This is a genomic window from Sulfurihydrogenibium sp. (assembly GCF_027448985.1).
Lineage (GTDB): Bacteria > Aquificota > Aquificia > Aquificales > Hydrogenothermaceae > Sulfurihydrogenibium.
In genome coordinates, this window is sequence record NZ_DAIDMN010000088.1 from 1 (window position 1) to 4,880 (window position 4,880).

Genomic DNA, 4,880 nt, shown 5'->3' on the forward strand with positions numbered 1-4,880 from the left:
AATGAAAGCTGCATATGAAAGTGGTGTAAAAGTTCTATTGGATGGTCAAGGAGGAGATGAGTTATTTACAGGTTATATAGGTTATTATCCTACTTTTTATAGAGAACTTATAAGGAACTTTGACATAGTAGATTTGTATAATGAAATAAAAAGCATAAATAACTCTCCAGTTGATTTAAAATTTATCTTTAAAAGTATCATAAAAACAGAGATTGCAAAGAATTTAAACAACAATTTTTTAAAAAATTTTTTATTTAAAAACAAAGTTTATCAAATATCCTTGCTGAAAGATGAATTTTTTTATAATTTCTCATACCGGATAAAACTACGACAAAATATTATACCTAATAACCTAAATCAACAGCTTTATCAATTAATAACAGGACTGAATTTAAAAACACTTTTAAAGTATGAAGATAGAAATTCAATGAGATTTAGTATTGAATCAAGAACGCCTTTTGCAGATGATATAAACTTAATTGAATATATGTTTAAAGTTCCTTCTGTATATAAAATACACAATGGCTATTCCAAATACATTCTAAGACAAGCAATGAAGGGAATTTTACCGGAACAAATTAGGAAAAGAGTAGATAAAGTTGGATTTGCAACTCCCGAAGATAAATGGTTAAAAGAAAATAAAGATACGGTTAAAGATATAATAGTAAATTCAGAAATTTTAAAAGAGTTGGTGAAAATTGATAAATTGATTAACGAAATAGATAGTGAAAGTATATATAACCAAGGTTTTACACTTTGGAGATTTTTGAACCTTACTTTATGGTATAATATTTTTATGAGGAAAACATAATGAAAATTTTAACTGTTCTTGGGGCAAGACCACAGTTTATTAAGGCAGCTGTAGTTAGTAGAGAGATAAAAAAACATCCGGATATTAAAGAAATTATTATCCATACTGGACAACATTATGATATTAATATGTCGGATATATTCTTTGAGCAGATGCAGATACCAAAGCCGGATTACTACCTTGGAATAAATGGTAAATCTCATGGAGCTATGACAGGACAGATGATGGAGAAAATAGAAGAAGTTGCAATAAAAGAAAATCCGGATTGGATACTGGTTTATGGAGATACAAACTCAACATTGGCGGGAGCATTGGTTGCATCAAAACTCCATATAAAACTTGCTCATGTAGAGGCAGGATTGAGGTCTTTTAACATGAAAATGCCGGAAGAAATAAACAGGATTCTAACAGATAGAGTTAGTAATTTACTATTTTGTCCAACGGATACAGCAGTTGAAAACCTAAAAAAAGAAGGTTTTGATAACTTCCCTTACGCAAAAATAGTAAAGGTAGGCGATGTTATGTACGATGCTTACTTATACTACCGTCAATTTGCTAAAAAACCAGAAAATGTTAAAGTGGAAAAAGATTTTGCTTTATGTACAATACACAGAGCAGAAAATACGGATAATACAGATAGATTGAAAAACATATTAGAAGCACTAAAAGAAATAGCTGAAGATTTACAGGTAATTTTACCACTACATCCACGAACAAAAAAGATAATAGAATCTAAAAATATAAATGTTGACAATATAGCCATTATTGAACCGGTTGGTTATTTTGAAATGTTATGGTTGTTAGAAAATTGCAGATTTGTATTGACAGATAGTGGCGGATTACAAAAAGAAGCTTTCTTTGCAAAAAAACCATGTATAACCCTAAGAGAAGAAACAGAATGGGTAGAGCTTGTAAATGTCGGTGTTAACAAATTAGTTGGAGCTGATAAAGAAAAAATAGTATCTATAGCCAAAGGGATAGATGAATATTTTAATGATTTTAACTCTGTTGTATCAGACTTATACGGTGATGGAAAATCCGGAGAAAAAATAGTGGAGTGTTTGGTAAGATGAAAATAGTATATTTCACAATAGAAAATTTTTCAAAAAAAACTGGAATTACAAAGAAAATTTTAAGTCAAGTTGAAATTTGGAGAAAATTAGGAATGGATGTATATTTATTGGCATTTAGTAAAGGTAAAGCAAGTATAAAAGACGAAAAATTTTTCAACATAGTAGAAGAGAATAGCGTTAAGCTTATTTTTTCATTAAACATTAATGTAGTTACTCTTGTGAATAAAATAAACCCTAACATAATTTATTTCAGATACGACGCTATGCCTTTCTCAAAAACAGCATTTTATTTAGTTAATAATTACCCAACAGTTGTAGAAGTACAAACAAACGATATAGATGAATTCTTTCTTTCCTGGATTAAACAAAATCCTAATCTTAAAAATATTATTAAATATATTCTGTTTAGGAAAAATAGAGATAAATTTTTGTCACAAACAAAAGCTCTTGTAACAGTAACTAAAGAACTATCTGAATTAGAAATTTACAAAAAATTTAGAAAACCAATGATTTGTATCCCTAACGGAATTATTTTGGATAATTATAAAATTTTAAAAAATCCAAATTTTTATAATGACAAAATAAGATTTTTTTTTATTGGTTTTGGTAATGTTCCTTGGCACGGTGTAGATTTGATAGAAAATATCGCAAAAAGGATGCCTGAATACGAATTTCATATAGTAGGACTCCAAAAAACTTCAAAATTAAATAATGTAATATATTATGGCTTTTTGGATTTTTCTGAATACAAGAAAATTTTAGAAAAATGTCATATATGTATAGGGAGTTTAGCCTTACACAGAAACAATATGAAGGAGGCTTCACCTTTAAAAGTTAGAGAATATTTAGCGTTAGGATTTCCTATAATTATTGGTTACACCGATACAGCTTTTCAAAATAATTTACCGGATTATGTATTACAAGTAGACTTAACTAAAGAAATTATAACTGATGAAATAATTGATAAAATAAAAAATTTTGCTTTAAAGAATAAAAATAGAGTAGTTCTACATGAAGAAGTAAAAAACTTTATAGACATGGAAGTATTGGAAGAGGAAAGGATAAGATTTTTCAAAAAGATTATTTCTGTAAGTTAAGAATAGAATGGTAAATAAATATGATTGGATAAAAACAATGATTTTAAAATTTCATATAAGATTTAAAGAAAATCTTCGTTAAGGTGTAGTATGCTTAACCCTAAAATTTACATTATCCTGCTAAACTATAACGGATGGGCGGATACGATAGAGTGTTTGGAGAGTGTGCTTAGAAATGATTATGAAAATTATCAAGTTATAGTGGTAGATAATAACTCTCCCAATAACTCTATGGAATATATAAAAGCTTGGGCGGAAGGCAAGCTTGATGTATGGGTGAATCCAAATAATCCTTTAAGAAGATTGTCTTTTCCACCAGTTAAGAAACCTATTCCTTATGTTTTTTATAATCGGGATGAAGCGGAAAAAGGAGGCAATCAAGCGATTGAAGATAGTCTAAAAGATAAAATGCCAGAGGATATAACCACAAAATATCCACTTGTATTTATACAAACAGGCTATAACGGTGGTTTTGCTTTTGGAAACAATGTAGCTATAAAGTATGCATTAGCAAAGAATGATTTTGATAGTGTAATACTATTAAACAATGACACTGTTATACAAAAAGATACTATTAAGAATTTGGTAAAACACAGGATAGAATTAGGAGAGAAAGCTATTTATGGAGGTAGAATTTTTTACTACTCAAATCCGGAAAAAATTTGGTATGATGGTGGTCATTTTAATGAATGGCTTGGTAGAGCTACCCATATAAATATGGGAAAATTTGAAAATCAGATAAAAGAAAACGATAAAGAAAAGGAAGTGAACTTTATAACTTTTTGCTATGTTTTAATACCAAAGTGCACTTTAGATAAAATCGGATTGTTAGATGAGAGTTATTTTATGTATGTGGAGGATTTAGACTATTCGTATAGAGTTTGGAAATCCGGATATAAACTTTACCACATACCAACCTCAAAAGTATGGCATAAAGTAGGAGCAAGCAGTGGAGAAGATGAAGTATCGGAGTTTTCAGCATATTGGTATCATAGAAATATTCTACTATTTCGGATAAAAAAATTGAAAAGTGTAAAAAAAATCATTGCTCTGATTTTGAGCTTTATTTTAAGAGTTGGTTTAATTTTTATAATATCACTAAAAAGTTTTACTTTAAGTAAAGTAATATTGAAAGGTACTCTACATTCCATGCTGAATGGAAAGCTTAAAAATGAATAATTATATTATTATTTTCACAATAAATATTGTGTTTATTAGTTTTTTAGCTCTTTCTTATTCTATTGTTGGAACAGATAATATATATTTTTTATTTAATATTTTTTTTGGTATGAATTTAATACTTTACATTTTTTTTATTAGGATTGGTAGTTTGGATATATTTAGACCTGATTTTGTTATTTTTATTTTTTCTTTTTTTGCTTATTATATTGGATTTATATATACAGAAACCTATTTAGATTATTTTTATTCAGTTGAATCTATTTTAACTTATATGTTATATATTGTTAGTTATTTTTCTATATTTTTAATAATCTTTAATCTATGCTTATATTTTTTTTTAAATAGAAAAGTTGATAAAAAATTTAAGAAACAAAATAATTTTAATTTTTGGATATCTGACAAAATAGTATTTTATACAATATTTCTAAATATACTATTAAATTTTCCATTTATTATCACAGGATACAAAACAATACATACAAGTACATTAGCTTTTTCTATATTAGACCTAATATATTTTCCTGCAAGAGTACTTAATTTATACTCAATTATACTATCTTTCTATTATCTTATATTATTAAATCTAAAAAAAATAGATTATATAAATAATAATAGAGCAAAACTTATTGTATATTTGATATATTTTAACTCTAATTTCCAATTTAAATAATTTTAAAACAAACCAAGACAAGTAGCAAAACTTAAAGCTAAAATGAA

Annotated in this window: 4 protein-coding genes; all 4 read left to right on the plus strand. The window is 27.0% G+C overall.

All coding sequences use genetic code 11. The features are described from left to right. On the plus strand, positions 1-811 hold an 811-nt coding region (locus tag NE054_RS06985; protein WP_297890099.1), incomplete at its 5' end, for an asparagine synthase C-terminal domain-containing protein. Next, positions 811-1,884, plus strand: coding sequence for a UDP-N-acetylglucosamine 2-epimerase (non-hydrolyzing) (wecB, locus tag NE054_RS06990; protein ID WP_297890101.1), 1,074 nt, complete (start codon positions 811-813; stop codon positions 1,882-1,884). The genes NE054_RS06985 and wecB, both read left to right, overlap by 1 nt. Beyond that, complete coding sequence (locus NE054_RS06995; RefSeq protein WP_297890103.1) at positions 1,881-2,981, plus strand: hypothetical protein; 1,101 nt, start codon at positions 1,881-1,883, stop codon at positions 2,979-2,981. The genes wecB and NE054_RS06995 overlap by 4 nt, the downstream gene beginning before the upstream one ends. Positions 2,982-3,071: 90 nt before the next feature. After that, positions 3,072-4,160 carry a glycosyltransferase family 2 protein gene (locus NE054_RS07000; RefSeq protein ID WP_297890104.1) on the plus strand — a complete coding sequence of 363 codons (1,089 nt, stop codon included), beginning with the start codon at positions 3,072-3,074 and terminating at the stop codon, positions 4,158-4,160. Positions 4,161-4,880: the final 720 nt, after the last annotated feature.